This window comes from Streptomyces sp. NBC_00989, from assembly GCF_045162655.1.
In the GTDB taxonomy this organism is placed as follows: Bacteria; Actinomycetota; Actinomycetes; order Streptomycetales; family Streptomycetaceae; genus Streptomyces.
The window spans coordinates 1,438,182-1,456,877 of record NZ_CP108728.1 but is presented as its reverse complement, the minus strand read 5'-3'; the positions used below and the strand labels follow the sequence as shown (position 1 = coordinate 1,456,877).

Below are 18,696 nucleotides of genomic sequence, written 5' to 3'. Positions count from 1 at the left end.
GTGACGGACTCCTCGGAGCGGGCCCGACAGGTACTCGGCGCGGCGGGCATCCCGCCCGGCGACCTCGCCCACCTCCGCCCCATGGGCGGCGGCACCTACAACACCGTCGAGGAACTCACCCTCACCGACGGCAGCCGCTACGTCCTCAAGACCGCGCCCACCGCCCCCGGCCTGGCGCACGAACGCCAACTGCTCGTCTCCGAGGCCGACTTCTACGGCGCCGCCGCCAAGGCCGGGGTGGCGGCGCCGCGCGTCGTGGTCCTCGACGGCGACACCCTCCTGATGACACTGTGCCCGGGCGAACCCTGGGACGACTCCCTCACGGACACCGAAGTGACCGACCTGCGCACGGAGTTGGGCCGCCGGCTCGCCCGCCTGCACGAGATCACCGGCCCCGGCTTCGGCTACCCCTCCGGCGCCCTCGGCCCCCTCGCCCCCGACTGGCGGACCGCGTTCACCACGCTCCACGACGCCGTCCTCGACGACGCCCGCCGCTACGGGGCCTGGCTGCCGCTCCCCGCCGACGACATCGTCCGCACGGCCCGGACGGCGTACGGCGCCCTCGACGAGGTCACCGTCCCGATCGCCGTCCACTTCGACCTGTGGCGGGGCAACATCCTGGTCGACCGCACGACCGGAACGCCCCGTGTCGGCGGCCTCATCGACGGCGAGCGCATGTTCTGGGGCGACCCCCTCGCCGACTTCGTGTCCCTGGCGCTGCTCGGGGACATCAGGAAGGACGAGGCGTTCCTCGCGGGCTATCGGGAAGCGGGCGGGCGGGCCGAGTTCGACCGGTCGGCCCGCCTCCGCTACGCCCTCTACCGCAGCTACCTCTACCTCATCATGCTCACCGAGGCGGTCCCCCGGAAGTTCGGCGAGGAAGAGAACCGCTGGCGGCGGGAGAGGGTCGCCCCCGAGCTGCTCGCCGCCCTGGGGGAGATCGACGAGACGGCTTCCACCCCGTAGTGTGCATTCCGCCGCCCCTTAGTTCAGGGCATGAATTAAGAGGGCGGGGAAAGTCGCGTCCGGCGGGCCGCAGGAGTATCTTGCAGGTCGGGCAGGGTTCGGAGGGAGCCACATGGCGGGGCAGAACGGGCGCACGGTACGCGACCTCAGGCGGGCCAACCGCACGGCCGTACTGCAACGGCTGTACTTCGACGGACCCCTCAGCCGCTTCGAACTGGGCCCGGCGACCGGGCTCAGCTCCGGTTCGGTGAGCAACGTCGTCGCGGACCTCGTCGCCGACGGCCTCGTCGAGGAGGCCGGCAGCGTCGACTCCGACGGCGGCCGCCCCCGCACCCTCCTCCAAGTCGCCCCGCACAGCGGCCACATGATCGGCGTCGACGTCGGCGAGACCCGGGTCCGCGTCGAGCTGTTCGACCTCACCCTCACCGAACTCGCGCGCGCCGAACGCCCGTTGGAGCAGCAGCGCTACGAGGTCGAGGTCATCGTCGGCCACATCCGCGACGGCATAGCCGAGGTGCTCGCCGCCGCCGACATCGCACCGGAACAGCTCCTCGGTGTGGGTATCGGCGTCCCCGGCATAGTCGAGCACACCGCGGACCACGGCGCGGTCGTGCACGGCCAGACGATCGGCTGGGACGCGGTCCCCCTCGAAGAGCTGCTCCGCTCCACCTCCCAACTCCCCGACGCCGTCCCGTACTTCATCGACAACGGCGCCAAGACCCTCGGCCAGGCCGAGATGTGGTTCGGCGGCGGGCGCGGCGCGCGCAACGCGATCGTCGTCCTCTTCGGCTCCGGTGTCGGCGCCTGTCTCGTCACTCCTGAGGTGGAGAACGGGCGGGCCGTCGAGTGGGGGCATCTGACCGTACGGGTCCGCGGCCGCCGCTGCCGCTGCGGCGCCCTCGGCTGCCTGGAGGCGTACGCGGGCGCCGAGTCGCTGCTCGACCGCTGGCGCGAGCAGGGCGGACGTCCCCCGGAGGGCACCGACGAGGAGACCGCGATGACCGCGCTGCTGGTCGCCGCCTACCCGCCCGAGGGCGCCGAGGCCGATCCCGTCGCGCTCGCCGTCCTGGAGGAGACCGCCGAATACCTCGGCGCCGGCCTGTCCGACCTGATCAACCTCTTCCAGCCCGAGCGCATCCTCATCGGCGGCTGGGCCGGACTCCAGCTCGGCTCCCGCTTCCTGCCCGCCGTACGCCACCACGCCACCGCCTACGCGCTGCGCCACCCCGCCGGCCGCGTGACCATCGAACTGGGCCGGCTCGGCCCCGACGCGGTCACCGTCGGCGCCGCGATCCTCCCCCTCGCCGACTTCTTCGCCCGCGGCGGCCGCCGCGCCGAACCCGAGCCCGAGGGCCCGCCGCCCGCCTGGCGCACGGCACTGGAGGAACGCGCCCCGCACTGAGGGGGGACGGGCGGCTGGGGGATGATCACCCCATGAACGAGATCATCCTGATGTCCGACGCCCGGGTCGCAGCCATCCCCGTCGAGGAGTGCGGGGAGCCCCTCGTCGACGTGAGCGGTGCGCTGCTGGTCGACGACCGAAAGAACGACAGCGGCGCGGAACTCCACCTGCGCCAGGGCGTGTTGGACCGGCTCCTGGAAGCGGAGGCCCTGCTGCCCGACGGTCTGCGCCTGCTGTTCGTCGAGGGCTACCGGCCGCCGGCCCTCCAGCGCCGCTACTTCGAGGGCTACGGCGACGAACTGCGCGCCGCCAACCCGGACTGGTCCGCCGATCGCATCCGGTCCGCCGCCAGCCGCTATGTCTCCCCGCCCGAGATCGCCCCGCACTCCGCCGGCGCGGCCGTCGACCTGACCCTCGCCGACGCCGACGGCCGCGAACTCGACATGGGTACGCCGATGAACGCCAACCCTGAGCAGAGCGACGGGGCTTGCTACACCGGCGCCGACAACATCACCGCCGAGGCCGGGGCCAACCGCGCCGTGCTGGGCAAGGCGCTCGGTGCGGTCGGCCTGGTCAACTACCCGACGGAGTGGTGGCATTGGTCGTACGGAGACCGCTACTGGGCGCTGATGAGCGGTGCACCCGCCGCCCTCTACGGGCCGAAGGACCTCGACCCTTCGTGAAGCGCTGTGCCCGGAACTATCCGGCGAACGCGTCCACACCGGTCAGGTCGGCGGACAGCTTCCACAGGCGGGCGGCCTGCTCGGGATCCGTCGCCCAGGACTTGACGCCGATGCGCTCGCCGTCGGCGGGGGCGGGTTCGGCGATGTCGCAGTCCTCCAGATAGACGCCGCCGAGGCCGTCCAGCTGGGGTGAGGTCGCGGCCCAGACCTGGGTGGCGGCGCCCTGCTCCGGGGTCTTGAAGGCGTCCGGATTCAGCAAGTTGCCGTCCTCGTCGATCCAGCCGCGGTCCACCATCTCCTGCGTGGCCAGATGGCGTTGGAGCGGCGTGAGGATGCCACCCGGGTGGAGCGCGAAGGCCCGTACGCCGTGGTCGGCGCCCAGCCTGTCGAGGTGGACGGCGAACAGGACGTTCGCGGTCTTCGCCTGCCCGTATGCCTCCCACTTGTCGTATCCGTGGCTCCAGTGGATGTCGTCCCAGCGGATCCCGGAGTTGTGGTGGGCGCCCGAGGACACCGAGACCACCCGCGCGCCGCCCGCTGCGATCGCCGGCCACAGCCGGTTGACGAGGGCGAAGTGGCCGAGGTGGTTGGTGGCGAACTGCGCCTCCCAGCCGGGCCCGACCCGGGTCTCCGGGCAGGCCATGATGCCGGCGCTGTCGATCACGAGGTCCACGGTGCGGCCGGAGGCGAGGAAGCGGTCGGCGAAGCCGCGCACACTCTCCAGATCGCCGAGGTCCAACTCGTCCAGCTCGACACCGTCGAGGCCGGCCACGGCCTCGCGCGCGGTGTCGGGACGGCGGGCGGGGACGACGACCCGGGCCCCCGCCTTGGTGAGCGCACGGGTGGTCTCCAGGCCGATACCCGAATAGCCGCCGGTGACGACGGCGAGCTTTCCGGTGAGGTCGACGCCCTTGAGGACATCGTCGGCGGTGCTCTTCGCACCGAATCCGGAACCGATCTTGTGCTGTGCAGTGGTCATACCGGAACGCTACGAATTGGAGTGCGCTCGAAGTCAAGGAGAAGCCCCGACCGCGACGGGGGAATCACGGCCGGGGCGGCCAGGTGGTGGGCACGGAAGGCGGTCGCCTCGCGGCGAAAGGCTCCACAGGGCTTCAGCCGAACGATCTTCCCTGTGGGCGGAGGTTGAGGCCCGGGGACACTGTTCCCTCCGCACCCACGGTCTGTTCAACGGCGAACCACCGGCGAGTGTTCCTGTGCGGACCGCGGCGACCGGTGATGTGCATCACTTGCCATTGGTCCAGTCCAGTAGCGCGTCCGCCGGCCAGGTCGTCACCACCCGTTCGGCGGGCACCCCGCACTCCTCCGCCCGCGCGCAGCCGTTGATCTGCCAGTCGAGCTGACCGGGCGCGTGCGCGTCGGTGTCGACCGAGAACAGCACCCCTGCGTCGACGGCCTTCCGCAGCAGCCGCCGCGGTGGGTCCAGCCGTTCCGGACGGCTGTTGATCTCCACGGCGGTCCCCGACTCGGCACACGCGGCGAACACCTCGTCCGCGTCGAAGACCGACTCCGGCCGCGCGGCACCCCCGTCCCGCCCGATCAGCAGCCGCCCGGTGCAGTGCCCGAGGATGTCCGCGTGCGGATTCCGTACGGCGGCCACCATGCGGCGGGTCATCGCGCGGGCGTCCATGCGCAGCTTCGAGTGCACGGAGACCACCACCACGTCGAGCCGCTCCAGCAGCTCCGGTTCCTGGTCCAGCGAGCCGTCGTCGAGGATGTCGCACTCGATGCCGGTGAGCAGCCGGAAGGGCGCCCAGGTCTCGTTCAGCGCCGCCACCACCTCCAGCTGCTCGCGCAGCCGCTCCGGGGAGAGTCCGCGGGCCACGGTCAGCCGGGGGGAGTGGTCGGTCAGCACCGCCCACTCGTGGCCGAGCAGGGCCGCCGTACGGCCCATCTCCGCGATCGGGCTGCCGCCGTCCGACCAGTCGGAGTGGAGGTGGCAGTCGCCCCGCAGCAGGGCGCGCAGTCCCTCGCCGCCGAGGCCGGACGGGGCGGGGGCCTCGGCCTCCAGCTGCTCCAGATAGGCGGGAACCCGCCCCTCCAGGGCCTCGCGGGCCACCTGGGCGGTCTTCGGGCCGATGCCCTTGAGGGACTCCAGCGTCCCGGCTGCGGCGCGTTCGGCGATCTCGCCCTCGGGGAGTGCCGCCAGCACCCCGGCCGCCGTACGGAAGGCGCGTACGCGGTACGTCGGGGCCAGGGAGCGTTCCAGCAGGAAGGCGATCCGGTCCAGTGCCTGCACGGGATCCATCGAGCCTCCTCCCGCGAGCGGTCCCCGGCCGGAGACCGTGGACCACTCGCGTCCGCCTGATGCGTTCTAGGCTCTATTGCATGACCGAAATCGCCAGCCCGCACATCTCCCACCCGCGGATCATGGTGCTCAAGGTGCAGCCGGGCACGCCGCCGTTCCGCATCGTGGAGATCGACGGACAGATGGTCTGCGAGGCCAGAACCCTCACGGACGTCCTGGAGGTCGCGGCCGTGTGCGGCATCACGGTGAGTGACCTGGACGACCCGGACGTGGTCCGCTGGGTCGGCGGGGACAAGCTCACCTGGATGCCGCACTAGGCACTGAACACCGGGGTGCTACGAGGTCAGCCGACCGTCCACTTCTGGTTGGCGCCGCCCGAGCAGGTCCAGATCTGGAGCGGGGTGCCGTTGGCCGAGGTGTTGCCGGTGACGTCCAGGCACTTGTTGGCCTGCGGGTTGACGATGTCGTTGGCGGAGCTGACGGCCCACCTCTGGGCGGCGCTGCCGTTGCAGTCGTAGAGCTGGACCTTGGTGCCGTCCGCGGTGCCGCCACTGGCGACGTCCAGGCACTTGCCGAGCGCTCGGATCGTGCCGTCGGAGCCCACGGTCCACTGCTGGGCGGCCGAGCCGTTGCAGTCGTAGAGCTGGATCGCGGTGCCGTTGGCGGAACTCGCCCCGTTGACGTCGACGCACTTGCCGGCCAGGCCCCTGATCGCCACTCCGGCGGCCGTGTCGCTCGTGGTCACCGAGACCGAGTCGACCACCAGCTGGGCCGGGAAGGCCGTGGAGCTGTTGGGGTCGCCGGGCCAGTAGCCGCCGACCGCGAGGTTGAGGATCAGGAAGAACGGCTTGTTGAAGGCCCAGGTGTTGCCGCCCACGTCGGCGGGTGTGCGGGTCTGGTAGACGACGCCGTCGACCGACCACTTGACGGAGTTGGGCGCCCAGTCGACCGCGAAGGTGTGGAAGGCGTCCGCGAAGGCCTGGCCGTTCGCCAGCGTGTAGCCGGCGCCGATACCGGCCGAGCCGGAGTAGCCGGGGCCGTGGATGGTGCCGTGGATCGTGGAGGGCTCGAAGCCGACGTTCTCCATGACGTCGATCTCACCGGAGTTGGGCCAGCCGACCGAGCCGATGTCGGTGCCGAGCATCCAGAACGCGGGCCACATGCCCTGCCCGCGCGGGATCTTCATCCGGGCCTCGACGTGCCCGTACTGCGCGCTGAACTTCCCGGAGGTGTTCATCCGGGCCGAGGTGTACTGGCAAGTGCCGTACCAGCACTGGTAGTTGGCCGGGTTCTCCTTCTTGGCCGTGATCACCAGATGGCCCTGGCCGTCCAGCGCCGCGTTGTTGGTGCCGGACGTGTAGTACTCGCGCTCGTGGTTGTTGACGTTGTCGCCGGTCTCCAGCGTCCACTTCGAGGAGTTGACGGCACTGCCGGCGGCCCCGTCGAAGGTGTCGGAGAACGTGACGGCGTCGGCCCGGGCGGCCGACGAGGAAGCCGCCCGCGCCGGACCGATCGCGGCGGACGCGACCAGTGCGGCGGACAGGGCGGCGAAGAGACAGCTGCGGAACATGCGTGGGGAGGCCACGTCATTCCCTTCTTTTCGGCGGTCGTGGGGACCGGCACGCCGACTGAGGTGGGGGGTGAAAGCGTCGCCTCTTGATTTAAGGGATGAGATAAGGGGAGCGTCAATACCTTGGTACGGACCAGTAGTTGAATGTCACGGGCCGGTAGTTGAGCGTCATGACGTGGCCTTCGGCGCTTTGGACGCCTTCGATGCCTTTGTTGTCCTTGCCGCCTTCACGGGCTTGGGGGTCTTCGGCGCGGGCTTCCGCGCGTGCACGGCCCTGCCGAGCCGGCGTCCCAGCAGGACCCAACCGATCAGCGCGCCCGAGGTGTTGAGGATGACGTCGTCGATGTCGAAGGCCCGTCCGGTGATCAGGGCGCCCTGCGCGAACTCCACCAGGAGCATGACGGTCGCCGTCAGCAGCAGCACCTTCAGGATGCCGCGTGCCCGTGGCGCGAACACGGGCACCAGCACTCCGAACGGGATGCCGAGCACCACGTTGCCGCCGATCTGTTTGATGGCGTCGCGCATGGCCGGCTGGTCGAGATAGGCCTTCAGGGAGCGGCCCGGGTGCAGATTGGTGTGCACGAGCGCCTTGGACGCCGGGGACGGCTCCAAGGTGAGCTTGGCCAGTACGACGGCGAACGCGACCATGAAGACGAACCCGATCAGCATCGCCAACAGGCGTACCGGGAGGGACAGTCGATGGCGTCCGCGGTCGGGGCGGGCCGGCTTCGACTCGGGCTCCGTCTTCTTGGTGGTGCGCAGGCGCGGGACGGTACGGGCCATGCGGTGGGCCTCCAGCTATCCATGGTTCAGCAGCGCCCGGTCAGGCGCTGTAGGAGATGTTCACGGTCTTGAAGCCGAGCGAGCCGAGGAGGCCCTTGAGCATGTTGGTGGTGTTCGTCTCGGCACGCGTGGTCAGACCGCTGGTCTTCGCCGCCTCGGCGATGTGCTTGGAGGCGAGTTTCTGCACGGCCTGCTCGCTGTTGGGGTTGTCGGAGAAGATGTCGCCCAGGCGGTCCAGCAGGCCCCGCTGCTTGGAGACCGTGTAGGAGTGGTCCGGGTCCAGCGCCGGCTTGCCGAGCGTCGCCTTCGGCAGCTTGATGCTGGCCGACGTGCGGTCGCTGTTGACCGTCACGTCCTGCTTGCCGAGCTTGCCGAGATCGACGTAGCCCTCCACGGTGCCCGCGCCGACGTACAGCGTGCGGGTGCCGCGGATCGAGTCGGGCAGGAGCTTGGCGTCCTTCTCCAGGTCCACGACGACCTGGAAGTTGCCGGAGGCCGCGTCGTAACGGCTCATGTCCTGGATGGACTTGAGCAGCGCCGGACCCGAACGGTCATGGGTCTCGGTGCCGAAGATGTCCCGCAGTCCCGGGAGCACGGCCAGCCTGAGCCCGGCGAACAGTACGGCGATCACAACGACGACGGCGGTGAGCACCTTCGCCCAGCCCGGCATGCGCCGGGGTATACGGCTGATGGAAGTCGTCATGGGGACGGCCCTCCCTTCCTCGCTATCCGCATGCCCCCCAAATGCCTTGTCAGACCGACCTGTTGGTCGAATGGTCCATCTGACGGAGGCATGGACGGCGCACAGGGGTGAAAAGTCACGTTTCCGGCCCGCCAGGAGTCCCGGGCGGCCGCAGACAGCATTTCCCGGCCGCCCCGCCCCATGCGTCCCGTGACCTTTCCGGAGCACGGTCCGCTCCATGTCGTGACACTGGCCACGGGTACCCCGGCCGCGCCGTCCGTTTCCCGCCCCCGCGCTGGTGAACACCCCTCAGTGCGACCGCAGTTCACGGTCCCCCGACGGCCGTGACCACCACATCCCCTCCCCGTGGGTGAGCCCGGGCAGGGCCAGTTCCACGTCCCGCACCCGGCGGGCGGGCAGCTCGCCGGTGATCAGCCAGGCACCCACGCCTCCCGTCGTCCCCGCGAACTCGGCGCGGCAGGAGGCGAGATGCGCGGTCACCGGCGCGAGCGCGTCCAGCGGGACCTCCGTCTCGAACATGACGTACGGCTCGTACAGCCGCGTCCGCGCCAGCCGCAGCGCGCGGCGCAGCACGATCGGGGTGAGGCCGCGGAAGTCCGCCGCCGTGCTGATCGGGGCGGCGTACCCGGAGCGGGTCAGGGTGACGCGGTAGTCCGTCACGGGTGCGCCGTGCAGCCCGCTGAGCAGGGTCGCGTGGACCGTGTCCTCGATGGCCTGGTGGAACGCGCGGGGCAGCGCGCCGAGTTCGGTCTCGTAGCCGAAGACCCCGCCGCAGCCGCGCTCCGCCGGTTCGACGCGCAGCCCGATCGTCGCCCAGTAGTGGGTGCGGTCGTGCCACGGGAACTCGTCGCAGGCCTCGCCGGTCCCGGCCGGGCGTTCCAGGAACCGCACCCGGCTCGGCTCGAAGTCGGCCTCGATACCGAAGTCCTGGACGAGAGTCGCCGCGACGACCTCCTTCTGGACCTCCCCGTACAGGAGCAGCACGGTCGCCCCGGAGGCGGCCGGCCGCGCGTGCAGCAACGGGTCCTGGTCGGCCAGCGCCAGCAGCGCCGAACGCAGCGCCGCCGCCTGCCCGGACCGCCGCGCCCGTACGACCGTCTCCAGCGTCGGCGGCGCGAACTGCGGTGCCCGCTCGGTGAGTTCACCGAGCCGGTCACCGACCCGGATGTCCTTCGGGCCGGTCAGCGCCCCGATGTTCCCGGCGGTGAGCGGACCGGAGCGGCCGATCACATCGAGGCGCGTGACCCGTCCGGAGACCTCGGCCGTCCGGCCGTCCGCGCCGTGGCGGCGGAACGTGAGCCGCTCGTGCGGGGCCACCTCACCGTCGTAGAGCCGCAGATACGCCGTCCGTTCGCGGCCCGGGCCGGGGCGTACCGCGAAGACCGTGCCCCTCGGAGGGCCGCCCGGGGTGGTGGGTGCGGGTGGGATCAGGCGGATCAGGTGCTCGACGAGTTCGGTGATGCCCTGGCCGCCGAGGGCCGAGCCGAACAGGAGCGGGTGGACCGAGCCGTCGGCGGTGCGGGCGGCGAGGGACTCGCGCAGGTCGTCCGGGGTGGGGCGGGGGCCGTCGACGACGGCCGCGAGGATGTCCGGGTCGACCTCGGCGAGTGCCTCGGCCAGCTCCGGGTCGGCGGGTGGGCGGGGTCGTACGCGTGCCGCGGGTGTGCCGAGGCCGGTCACGTCCGTCAGCGGTACGACGTGCGGGGTCAGCCGGCGGCGGATGTCCGCGACCAGGTCGTCGGCGCGGGCGCCCGCCCGGTCGATCTTGTTGACGAGGACGAGCGTGGGCAGCCGTAGCCGGCGCAGGGTCCGCATCAGGACGCGGGTCTGCGCCTGGACACCCTCCACGGCGGAGAGCAGCAGGACCGCGCCGTCGAGCACCTCCAGGGCGCGCTCGACCTCCGCGATGAAGTCCGAGTGGCCCGGGGTGTCGATCAGGTTGACCTGGGTGTCGCCGGCCGTGAACGCGGCGACGGCCGAGCGGATGGTGATCCCGCGCTGCCGCTCGATGGCGCCGTCGTCCGTACGGGTGTCACCCGCGTCGACGCTGCCGAGCCGGTCGATCGCGCCGTGGTCGAACAGCAGCCGCTCGGTGAGGCTGGTCTTACCGGCGTCGACGTGGGCCAGAATTCCGATGTTCAGGGTGCGCATGCGTGGTCGAGTCCTCGAGAACCGTCGTCCAGTGGGGAGGCTGGTGGATTCCGAGGCGTCGGCGCATCTGGGGCTCCTGACATGCGGGGGAGTACGGGCGCCGCCATCATGGCGTGCGGGAGTGGGCGGTACGCAACCCGTTTTCGCGGGTCAGTAGCATGAACGACGGCCGGGAATGATCATGCGAGGAGCAGCAGATCGTGCGAGACATCGCCGTGTTCAGCGGGAGTGCCCACCCCGAGTTGGCCAGGGAGGTCTGCGCACATCTCGATGTACCGCTCAGCCCCACCCGGGTCAGCCGGTTCGCCAACGACTGCCTGGAGGTACAGCTCCAGGCCAACTGCCGGGAACGGGACGTCTTCCTGATCCAGCCGCTCGTCAAGCCGGTTCAGGAGAACCTGGTGGAGCTGCTGTTGATGTGCGACGCCGCGCGCGGTGCCTCCGCCGGGCGGATCACCGTCGTCATGCCGCACTACTCCTACGCCCGCTCCGACAAGAAGGACGCCCCGCGCATCTCGCTGGGCGGACGGCTGGTAGCCGACCTGATGGTGGCGGCGGGCGCGAGCCGCGTCCTGGCCATGACCCTGCACTCGCCGCAGGTGCACGGCTTCTTCTCGGTTCCGGTCGACCATCTGCACGCGCTGCGCGAACTCGCCGCGCACTTCCGGCAGTACGACCTCTCCCGCACCACCGTCGTCTCCCCGGACCTCGGCAACGCCAAGGAGGCCGCCGCGTTCGCCCGGCTGATCGGCGCGCAGGTGGCCGCCGGCGCCAAGCAGCGGTACGCGGACGACCGGGTCGTCATCAGCTCCGTCATCGGTGACATCGCCGACCGGGACGTCATCGTCCTGGACGACGAGATCGCCAAGGGCAGCACCGTCCTCGAACTCCTGGACCGGCTGCGGGACTTGGGCCCGCGTTCGATCCGAGTGGCCTGTACCCACGGCCTGTTCGCGGCGGGCGCGCTCAAGCGGATCGGGGAGCAGCCCGACGTACTGGAGATCGTCTGCACCAACACGGTGCCGGTGCCCGAGGAGGAGCGCACCGAGAAGCTGCGCATCCTGTCCATCGCCCCGGCGCTCGCCGAGGCCGTGCGCCGCATTCACAACGGTGAGTCCGTCAGCGCCCTGTTCGACGCGCCGCCGAACGAATAGACATGAGGGGACGGAGCAACGCTCGGCATCAACCGAGGTGATCAGGAGGACTCGCCGTGGCGAAGGCGAAGTTCGAGCGGACCAAACCCCATGTGAACGTCGGCACCATCGGTCACATCGACCACGGCAAGACCACCCTCACGGCGGCCATCACGAAGGTGCTGCACGATCGGTTCCCCGACCTCAACCCCTTCACGCCGTTCGACCAGATCGACAAGGCGCCCGAGGAACGGCAGCGCGGCATCACGATCTCGATCGCCCATGTCGAGTACCAGACCGAACACCGGCACTACGCGCACGTCGACTGCCCCGGGCACGCCGACTACATCAAGAACATGATCACCGGCGCCGCCCAGATGGACGGCGCGATCCTCGTTGTCGCGGCCACCGACGGACCCATGCCGCAGACCAAGGAACACGTGCTGCTGGCCCGGCAGGTCGGCGTGCCGTACATCGTCGTCGCCCTCAACAAGACGGACATGGTCGACGACGAGGAGATCCTGGAACTGGTCGAGCTGGAGGTGCGGGAGCTGCTCACCGAGTACGAGTTCCCCGGCGACGACCTCCCGGTGGTCAAGGTGTCCGCGCTGAAGGCCCTCGAAGGGGACCCGGAGTGGACCGCCTCGGTGCTCGAACTCCTCGCCGCCGTCGACGAGTTCGTGCCCCAGCCGGTACGGGACGTGGACCGGCCGTTCCTGCTGCCGATCGAGGACGTCTTCACCATCACCGGGCGCGGCACGGTCGTCACCGGCCGGATCGAGCGCGGGGTGCTGAAGGTCAACCACGAGGTGGAGATCATCGGCATCCACCCGCAGAAGACCCGGACGACCGTCACCGGCATCGAGATGTTCCGCAAACTCCTCGACGAGGGCCGGGCCGGCGAGAACGTCGGACTGCTGCTGCGCGGGGTCAAGCGCGAGGACGTGGAGCGCGGCCAGGTCGTCATCAAGCCCGGATCGGTCACCCCGCACACGGAGTTCGAGGCCCGCGCCTACATCCTGTCCAAGGACGAGGGCGGCCGGCACACGCCCTTCTTCCACAACTACCGCCCGCAGTTCTACTTCCGCACGACGGACGTGACCGGCGTGGTGACCCTGCCGAAGGGCACCGAGATGGTCATGCCGGGCGACAACACGACCATGCACGTCGAGCTGATCCAACCCATCGCCATGGAGGAGGGGCTGAAGTTCGCGATCCGTGAGGGCGGGCGCACGGTCGGGGCCGGTCAGGTCACCAAGATCCTCAAGTAGCGCTGCCCGCACGGGAGATCGCGGGACATCGAGGGAGAGCGCGGCTCACAACGTGCCGGACGTGGCCTCGGGCTGCTCCAGGGCCGCGTCCAGCGTCGGCTGCGGCGGCAGCAGCCGGTTGAGACCGGTGACCCGCAGGATGCGCAGCGTCAGCGGGTGCGTGCAGACCAGGTGCAGCCTGCCGCCGCGCTCCACCACCCGCTGCCGCGCCCGGAACAGCAGACGCAGCCCCGAACAGTCGAAGAAGTCGACCTGCCGCAGGTCGATCACGATCCGCGCGCGGGGCAGTGCCGTCACCCGGTCCAGATACGGCAGGATCTCCGTCGCCGCGGCGATGTCGATCTCCCCGCGGAACTCCAGGACCGTGAACCCACGATCCCGGTGGATCCGCAGATACCGGGTCAGCGGCGCGGGTTCCTGCTGCACGTCCACATCGCCTCCAACCGGCCCTCGGTGAAGCGGGGTTGAGCGTAGAAGCGCTCCCCGCCCTGCAAGTTACCCTCGATGGAGTGAATTTGAGCATGTTCGATTGACATATGTCTTCGAATCGAGCCAGAGCTTTCTGAGATCCTCGGGGAGGGTCTACGACAGCGCGTGCCAGGCCTTGGAAAGTGCCTGGCGGAACTGCTCGCCCTGGTGCGCTGTGAGCTCGCGCACCATCCGCTCCTCCAGCTCCCGCACCGGCCCGGCGCAGCCCGCCAGCAGCTCGCGCCCCTCCTCGGTCAGCAGGATCAGCAGCTCGCGGCGATTCCGCGGATTGCGCTCCCGGCGGATCAGCCCGCGCCCCTCCAGGGAGCGCACGAGATCGGCGATGGACTGCGCGGTGACGAAGGAGTCGCGGGCCAGTTGAGCCGCGGACAGGCCGTCGTGTCGCTCCAGGACCGTGAGCGCGGTGTACTGGAGTGCGGTGATTCCGTACGGCTTGACCAGCTCGTCCAGGCGTGAGCGGACGACCAGCTCCACCTGCTTGACCATGTACAGCAGGGACGGGGGTGCCTTTGTCGCGTGGGCGCCAACCAGGGATTCAGCCATGGATTCACCCTAGAGCATTGACAGGAAACCTGTCTGTAATGAGACTGCGGACCAGACGAGGAACCAACAGGAATCCTGTTGGTTGAAATCTTGGCAACGATGCTGAGGAGTGGCGATGACCGCCTTCGAGATCGAACCCGGCCGCCTGTTCGTCGGGGGCCGCTGGCGCGAGGCCGCCGACGGAGCGCGCACCGAGGTGGTCGACCCGTCCCGGGGCCGGGTCGTCACCACGGTCGCGGAGGCGGGCCCCGCCGATGTGGACGCCGCCGTCCGCGCCGCCCGCGAGGCCTTCGACAGCGGCCGCTGGTCCGGGCTGAGCGGCCGTGAACGCGGCCGGATCCTGCACCGCGTCGCCGAACTGATCCGCGAGAACGCCGACGAACTGGCCCAGCTGGAGAGCCTGGACGTGGGCAAGCCCATCACCCTGTGCCACGCCGTCGACGTGACCAACGCGGCCAACGACTACGAGCACTACGCCGCCCTCGCCTACTCCCTGGACGGCGCCACCCGCGACACCCCGCTCAACGCGCTCGCCTACACCAAGCGCGAACCGATCGGCGTGGTGGCCGCGATCACCCCCTTCAACTTCCCGTTGATCCTGGCCGGTTCGAAACTCGCCCCGGCCCTCGCGGCCGGCAACACCGTGGTCCACAAGCCCGCCGACGAGACCCCGCTCAGCGCCCTCTACATGGCCGGACTGCTCCAGCGGGCCGGCGTCCCGGACGGTGTCGTCAACGTCGTCACCGGCGCGGGCCCGGTCGCCGGCGAGGCCCTGCTGCGGCACACCGGCGTCGACAAGATCGCCTTCACCGGCTCCACCGCCGTCGGCCGGCACGCCGCGAGCGTCGCCGGCGAGAACCTCAAGCCCGTGACCATGGAACTCGGCGGCAACGCGGCCCACATCGTCTTCGAGGACGCCGACCTGGAGAAGGCCGTCGGCGCGGTCATCAAGGGCTTCGTCTTCAACACCGGCCAGTTCTGCATGGGCGGCCCGCGTCTGCTGGTCGCCCGCCCCGTCTACAGCACGCTCCTCAACATCCTCGCCGACGCCGTCCCCGGAGTGCCGCTCGGCGACCCCCGGCTGCCGGAGACCGTCGTAGGGCCGATGGCGGGGGAGAAGCACCTGCGGAAGGTCGAGGAGTACGTCGACCTCGCCCGCAAGGAGGGCGCCCGCATCGTCTGCGGCGGCGAACGCCTCGACCTGGACGGCGGCTACTACTACAAGCCCACCGTCATCGCCGACCTCGCCAACGACTCCCGGGTCGTGCAGGAGGAGATCTTCGGCCCGGTCCTCACCGTGCAGCCCTTCGACACCGAGGACGAGGCCGTCGAACTCGCCAACTCCACGCCCTACGGCCTGGCTTCTGGCATCCAGACCGGAAACCTCGGCCGCGCGCACCGCATCGCCGACCGGCTCCAGGCGGGCATCGTCTGGATCAACGACTGGGCGATGCTCGACCCCAACGTCCCCTTCGGCGGCGTCAAGGACTCCGGCTTCGGCCGCGAGTACGGCCCCGAGGGCCTCGCCGCCTACACCCGGACCAAGTCCGTCGTCGTCTCCCTCGACTGAGCACCCCCATCAACTCGACCGACCACGTCCATCAAGGAGTTCGTACGATGTCCACCACCACGCGAGCGGCCGTCGTCGAGTCGGGCGGCGCACCCTTCACCCTCACCGACGTCGAGCTGACCGAGCCGGGCCCGCACGAGGCGCTGGTCCGGGTCGTCGCAACAGGCCTGTGCCACACCGACCTCGGAGTGGCGAGCGGCGGACTGCCCTTTCCGCTCCCCGGAGTTCTCGGTCACGAGGGCGCCGGTGTCGTCGAGGAGGTCGGCTCGGCCGTCACCGGTGTCGCACCCGGCGACCATGTCGTGCTGTCCTTCACGTCCTGCGGCGACTGCCGCAACTGCCAGGGCGGACACCCGGCTTACTGCGCGACCTGGCTGCCGCTGAACCTCATCGGCGGCCGGCGCGCCGACGGCAGCAGCACCATCAGCCGCGACGGCGAGCCCCTCGGCGGGCACTTCTTCGGCCAATCCTCTTTCGCCGAGCGGGCGTTGGTCGACGAGCGCAGCCTGGTGAAGGTCGACCCGGACGTGCCGCTGGAGTCGATCGCCCCGCTGGGCTGCGGAGTTCAGACCGGTGTCGGTGCCGTGTGGAACGTCCTGAAGCCCCGGCTCGGTGACACGGTCGTGGTGCTCGGCGCCGGAGCCGTGGGCCTGTCCGCGGTGATGGCCGCCGCGCTCACCCCGGCCACCCGGATCATCGCCGTCGACCGGGTCGCCGAACGCCTGTCGCTGGCAAAGGAGTTGGGGGCCACCCACACCGTCAACGCGGGCGAGGCCGACCTCGGCGAGACCCTCGCGCTACTGACCGACGGCCGGGGAGCCGACGGCATCGTCGAGACCACCGGCAATGTCGGCGTCCTCCGCCAGGGCGCCGACGCGCTGGCTGCCCGGGGCACCCTGGTCGTCGTAGGGGCGCCGCCGTTCGGCAGTGAAGTCGCCCTGGACGTCAACGGGTTGATCCCCGGGAAGCGGATCGTGGGACTCACCCTCGGGGACAGCGAGACGCAGAGCTTCATCCCCGCGCTCGTGCGGTTGGTGAAGGAGGGGCGGCTCCCGCTGCACCGCCTGATCAGTACCTATCCGTTCGCGGACATCGACCAGGCGGTGCGGGACATGAGCGCGGGCAAGGCGATCAAGCCCGTGCTCACCTTCTGACCCGGCAGCCCGCCCTCACCGGATGAACCCGCCGGCTCAGTCGACGGTGAGCACCAGCTTGCCCGCGGTGCGGCCGGTGGCGCCGAGCGCGTGTGCCTCGGCGGCATCGGCCAGCGGGAACGTCCCGGCGATCGTCGCGCGCAGCTTCCCCGCCTCGACGAGGTCCGCGATCGCCTCCATGTCGGCACGGTCGGCGTCGACGAGCATCCGGACGGCCCGTACGCCGAGCCGCTCGGCCTCCTCGTAGAAGTCCGCCTTGCCCATCGGCACGATGGAGACCACGATCCCGCCCGGCCGCAGCACCCGAAGCGACTTGAGCGCGGTCTCGCCGCCGAGCATGTCCAGGACGACGTCGACGTCCTTCACGGCCTCGCCGAAGTCGGTCTCCCGGTAGTCGATCGCCTCGTCGACGCCGAGCTCGCGCAGGAAGTCGTGCTTGGCCGCGCTCGCCGTGCCGATCACGTAGGCGCCGCGCGCCTTCGCGATCTGCACGGCAACGTGCCCGACCCCGCCGGCCGCCGCGTGGATCAACACCCGCTGCCCCGGCTGGACTTCGGCGTTCTCCACCAGCGCCTGCCACGCGGTCAGCGAGACCAGGGGCAGTGCACCCGCCTGGACGTGGTCGATCGCGGCCGGCTTGCGGACGAAGGCGCGGGCCGGGGCGGTGACGTACTCGGCGTGCGAGCCGTGGCCCCACGGGTACGACAGCATCCCGAAGACCTCGTCGCCGGGCTGGAAGCGGGCGACACCGACGCCGACGGCCTCGACGACGCCGGAGACGTCCCAGCCGAGGACGAAGGGGGGCTCGCCGAGGAAGCCGCCGGTGGCGCGGTGCTTCCAGTCGGTGGGGTTGACGCCGGCGGCGCGGACCCGGATCAGGATCTCGTTGGCGCGCGGCGCGGGGCGCTCGACCTCGGCGACCTCGAGGACCTCGGGACCGCCGAGGACGTGCTGGGTGATGACGCGCATCGTGTTCACAGTGCTCATGGTCAGTCAGCCTGCCGGGTCCCGCACGACAAGAAAATGGCACGATGGCCAACCTTCGATAGAATCGTGCCATGCAACATGTGGAACGGGTCGTGGTCCTGGCGCTCGACGGCGTCTACCCCTTCGAGCTGGGCATCCCCAGCCGCATCTTCGGCGCGGCGGGCGGTCACTACGAGGTGCTGACCTGCACGGTCGACGGCCGTCCGGTGCGCACCAACGCCGACTTCTCGGTCGCGGTCGAGCACGGCCCCGAGATCCTCGAAACGGCGGACACGGTCGTGGTCGCCTCCATGGCGACCCCGCGCATCCCCACCGGGCTGCCCACCGAGATCGCCGACGCCCTCGCCCGGATCCGCCCGGACGCGCGGATCGTCTCGATCTGCACGGCCGCCTTCGTGCTCGCCGCCGCCGGTCTCCTCGACGGCCGCCGCGCCACCACCCACTGGCAGGTCGTCGACCGCTTCCGGGCCCTGTACCCGCAGGTCGACCTGGATCCGGACGTGCTCTTCGTCCAGGACGGCCGCATCCTCACCTCCGCAGGCGCGGCCTCCGGAGTCGACATCTGCCTGCACATCGTGCGCACGGACCACGGCAGCGAACTCGCCAACACGGTCGCCCGCAGCTGTGTCGTCCCGCCGTTCCGCGACGGCGGCCAGGCCCAGTACATCCAGCAGCCGGTGCCGGACTGCGGGGTCACCAGCACCGCCGCCACCCGCGACTGGGCCCTGACCCGCCTCGACGAGCCCCTCGCCCTGACCGACCTCGCCCGGCACGCCGGGATGAGCCTGCGCACCTTCGCCCGCCGCTTCAACGACGAGGTCGGCCTCAGCCCCGGCCGCTGGCTGATCCAGCAGCGGGTCACTCGCGCGCGCGACCTCCTGGAGGCGAGCGACCTGTCGGTCGACCAGATCGCCGGCCGCGTCGGCTTCGCCACGGGCGCGTCCCTGCGACAGCATCTGCACGCGGCGATCGGGGTCTCCCCGCAGGCGTACCGGCGCACGTTCCAGGAAACCCGCTGAACCCCC

The 18,696-nt window shown here is 70.7% G+C and carries 18 protein-coding genes; 9 read left to right on the top strand and 9 right to left on the bottom strand.

What is annotated here, in order from left to right; genetic code table 11:
* From OG714_RS06610 to OG714_RS06600, 3 genes are all read left to right on the top strand, one after another.
* Positions 1-966, top strand: a complete 966-nt coding sequence (locus OG714_RS06610; protein WP_406119218.1) for a phosphotransferase family protein — start codon at positions 1-3, stop codon at positions 964-966.
* A gap of 112 nt (positions 967-1,078) precedes the next feature.
* Positions 1,079-2,368: an ROK family protein gene (locus OG714_RS06605; RefSeq protein WP_406119217.1), complete on the top strand. Its 1,290-nt coding sequence runs from the start codon at positions 1,079-1,081 to the stop codon at positions 2,366-2,368.
* Between the two features lie 32 nt (positions 2,369-2,400).
* Positions 2,401-3,051, top strand: a complete 651-nt coding sequence (locus tag OG714_RS06600) for a M15 family metallopeptidase (RefSeq protein ID WP_406119215.1) — start codon at positions 2,401-2,403, stop codon at positions 3,049-3,051.
* A 16-nt stretch (positions 3,052-3,067) separates the two neighbouring features.
* On the opposite strand, the gene OG714_RS06595 is transcribed toward OG714_RS06600, so the two are convergent.
* Entirely contained in the window at positions 3,068-4,030 is a 963-nt protein-coding gene (locus OG714_RS06595; RefSeq protein ID WP_406119214.1) for an SDR family NAD(P)-dependent oxidoreductase, read from the bottom strand.
* 264 nt (positions 4,031-4,294) lie between these two features.
* Positions 4,295-5,317, bottom strand: a complete 1,023-nt coding sequence (locus OG714_RS06590; RefSeq protein ID WP_406119212.1) for a PHP domain-containing protein — start codon at positions 5,315-5,317, stop codon at positions 4,295-4,297.
* A gap of 80 nt (positions 5,318-5,397) precedes the next feature.
* On the opposite strand from OG714_RS06590, the gene OG714_RS06585 reads away from it, so the two are divergent.
* Complete coding sequence (locus OG714_RS06585; RefSeq protein ID WP_406119211.1) at positions 5,398-5,634, top strand: hypothetical protein; 237 nt, start codon at positions 5,398-5,400, stop codon at positions 5,632-5,634.
* 26 nt (positions 5,635-5,660) lie between these two features.
* On the opposite strand, the gene OG714_RS06580 is transcribed toward OG714_RS06585, so the two are convergent.
* From OG714_RS06580 to otr(A), 4 genes are all read right to left on the bottom strand, one after another.
* Positions 5,661-6,902, bottom strand: a complete 1,242-nt coding sequence (locus OG714_RS06580; RefSeq protein WP_406119210.1) for a lectin — start codon at positions 6,900-6,902, stop codon at positions 5,661-5,663.
* Between the two features lie 153 nt (positions 6,903-7,055).
* Positions 7,056-7,670 (bottom strand): VanZ family protein, encoded by a 615-nt coding sequence (locus OG714_RS06575; RefSeq protein WP_406119209.1) that lies wholly within the window; start codon positions 7,668-7,670, stop codon positions 7,056-7,058.
* A gap of 40 nt (positions 7,671-7,710) precedes the next feature.
* Positions 7,711-8,373: a DUF4230 domain-containing protein gene (locus OG714_RS06570; RefSeq protein WP_406119207.1), complete on the bottom strand. Its 663-nt coding sequence runs from the start codon at positions 8,371-8,373 to the stop codon at positions 7,711-7,713.
* 288 nt (positions 8,374-8,661) lie between these two features.
* Positions 8,662-10,524: a tetracycline resistance ribosomal protection protein Otr(A) gene (otr(A), locus tag OG714_RS06565; RefSeq protein WP_406119205.1), complete on the bottom strand. Its 1,863-nt coding sequence runs from the start codon at positions 10,522-10,524 to the stop codon at positions 8,662-8,664.
* Between the two features lie 200 nt (positions 10,525-10,724).
* Between otr(A) and OG714_RS06560 the strand changes: the two genes are divergently transcribed.
* Positions 10,725-11,678: a ribose-phosphate pyrophosphokinase gene (locus OG714_RS06560; RefSeq protein WP_033278914.1), complete on the top strand. Its 954-nt coding sequence runs from the start codon at positions 10,725-10,727 to the stop codon at positions 11,676-11,678.
* 56 nt (positions 11,679-11,734) lie between these two features.
* Positions 11,735-12,928: an elongation factor Tu gene (gene tuf / locus OG714_RS06555; protein ID WP_019057739.1), complete on the top strand. Its 1,194-nt coding sequence runs from the start codon at positions 11,735-11,737 to the stop codon at positions 12,926-12,928.
* Positions 12,929-12,973: 45 nt separating this feature from the next.
* Here the strand turns inward: tuf and OG714_RS06550 are convergent, their stop codons facing one another.
* Entirely contained in the window at positions 12,974-13,354 is a 381-nt protein-coding gene (locus OG714_RS06550; protein WP_406131738.1) for an anti-sigma factor antagonist, read from the bottom strand.
* 156 nt (positions 13,355-13,510) lie between these two features.
* Entirely contained in the window at positions 13,511-13,960 is a 450-nt protein-coding gene (locus OG714_RS06545; protein ID WP_406119204.1) for a MarR family winged helix-turn-helix transcriptional regulator, read from the bottom strand.
* Positions 13,961-14,075: 115 nt separating this feature from the next.
* Between OG714_RS06545 and OG714_RS06540 the strand changes: the two genes are divergently transcribed.
* Complete coding sequence (locus tag OG714_RS06540) at positions 14,076-15,530, top strand: aldehyde dehydrogenase family protein (protein ID WP_406119202.1); 1,455 nt, start codon at positions 14,076-14,078, stop codon at positions 15,528-15,530.
* A 47-nt stretch (positions 15,531-15,577) separates the two neighbouring features.
* Positions 15,578-16,684, top strand: coding sequence for an NAD(P)-dependent alcohol dehydrogenase (locus OG714_RS06535; protein WP_406119201.1), 1,107 nt, complete (start codon positions 15,578-15,580; stop codon positions 16,682-16,684).
* 36 nt (positions 16,685-16,720) lie between these two features.
* Here OG714_RS06535 and OG714_RS06530 read toward each other — a convergent pair whose 3' ends face one another.
* Positions 16,721-17,671, bottom strand: a complete 951-nt coding sequence (locus OG714_RS06530) for an NADP-dependent oxidoreductase (protein WP_406119199.1) — start codon at positions 17,669-17,671, stop codon at positions 16,721-16,723.
* 71 nt (positions 17,672-17,742) lie between these two features.
* Between OG714_RS06530 and OG714_RS06525 the strand changes: the two genes are divergently transcribed.
* Positions 17,743-18,690, top strand: coding sequence for a GlxA family transcriptional regulator (locus tag OG714_RS06525; RefSeq protein ID WP_406119198.1), 948 nt, complete (start codon positions 17,743-17,745; stop codon positions 18,688-18,690).
* Positions 18,691-18,696 lie beyond the last annotated feature (6 nt).

Excerpts from the sequence above, each read along its gene's own strand:
- OG714_RS06605 (WP_406119217.1), top strand. The coding sequence starts at position 1,079 with ATGGCGGGGCAGAACGGGCGCACGGTACGCGACCTCAGGCGGGCCAAC.
- OG714_RS06600 (WP_406119215.1), top strand. The coding sequence starts at position 2,401 with ATGAACGAGATCATCCTGATGTCCGACGCCCGGGTCGCAGCCATCCCC.
- OG714_RS06595 (WP_406119214.1), bottom strand. The coding sequence starts at position 4,030 with ATGACCACTGCACAGCACAAGATCGGTTCCGGATTCGGTGCGAAGAGC.
- OG714_RS06590 (WP_406119212.1), bottom strand. The coding sequence starts at position 5,317 with ATGGATCCCGTGCAGGCACTGGACCGGATCGCCTTCCTGCTGGAACGC.
- OG714_RS06585 (WP_406119211.1), top strand. The coding sequence starts at position 5,398 with ATGACCGAAATCGCCAGCCCGCACATCTCCCACCCGCGGATCATGGTG.
- OG714_RS06575 (WP_406119209.1), bottom strand. The coding sequence starts at position 7,670 with ATGGCCCGTACCGTCCCGCGCCTGCGCACCACCAAGAAGACGGAGCCC.
- OG714_RS06570 (WP_406119207.1), bottom strand. The coding sequence starts at position 8,373 with ATGACGACTTCCATCAGCCGTATACCCCGGCGCATGCCGGGCTGGGCG.
- OG714_RS06545 (WP_406119204.1), bottom strand. The coding sequence starts at position 13,960 with ATGGCTGAATCCCTGGTTGGCGCCCACGCGACAAAGGCACCCCCGTCC.
- OG714_RS06540 (WP_406119202.1), top strand. The coding sequence starts at position 14,076 with ATGACCGCCTTCGAGATCGAACCCGGCCGCCTGTTCGTCGGGGGCCGC.
- OG714_RS06535 (WP_406119201.1), top strand. The coding sequence starts at position 15,578 with ATGTCCACCACCACGCGAGCGGCCGTCGTCGAGTCGGGCGGCGCACCC.
- OG714_RS06530 (WP_406119199.1), bottom strand. The coding sequence starts at position 17,671 with ATGAGCACTGTGAACACGATGCGCGTCATCACCCAGCACGTCCTCGGC.
- OG714_RS06525 (WP_406119198.1), top strand. The coding sequence starts at position 17,743 with ATGCAACATGTGGAACGGGTCGTGGTCCTGGCGCTCGACGGCGTCTAC.